This is a genomic window from Pseudomonas sp. NPDC087346, assembly GCF_044744235.1.
GTDB lineage: Bacteria > Pseudomonadota > Gammaproteobacteria > Pseudomonadales > Pseudomonadaceae > Aquipseudomonas.
The window spans coordinates 65,676-65,973 of record NZ_JBIUXX010000034.1 but is presented as its reverse complement, the minus strand read 5'-3'; the positions used below and the strand labels follow the sequence as shown (position 1 = coordinate 65,973).

At 61.1% G+C, this 298-nt stretch carries 1 protein-coding gene; it reads left to right on the top strand.

Annotated elements, in window-relative coordinates; translation table 11 throughout:
* The coding region (locus ACIOZM_RS19860) for an FAD-dependent oxidoreductase (protein ID WP_401216493.1) at positions 1 to 298 on the top strand (298 nt) is incomplete at both ends.

The window sequence follows — 298 nt, the reverse complement described above, 5'->3', positions numbered from 1 at the left end:
GCGGTTCATACCCGGTGATCGAACACACCATCCAAGCCATCGTCGAGATGGTCCCGGTGCTGTCGCGAGTGCGCATGAACCGGCAGTGGGGCGGCATCGTCGACACCACGCCGGACGCTTGCCCGATCATTTCGAAAACTCCGGTACCGAACATGTTCTTCAACTGCGGTTGGGGCACCGGCGGCTTCAAGGCTACACCGGGCTCGGGCAACGTGTTTGCCGCGAGTCTGGCCAAGGGTGAAATGCACCCATTGGCCGCACCTTTCTCCATCGACCGTTTCCACTACGGTGCGGTGTT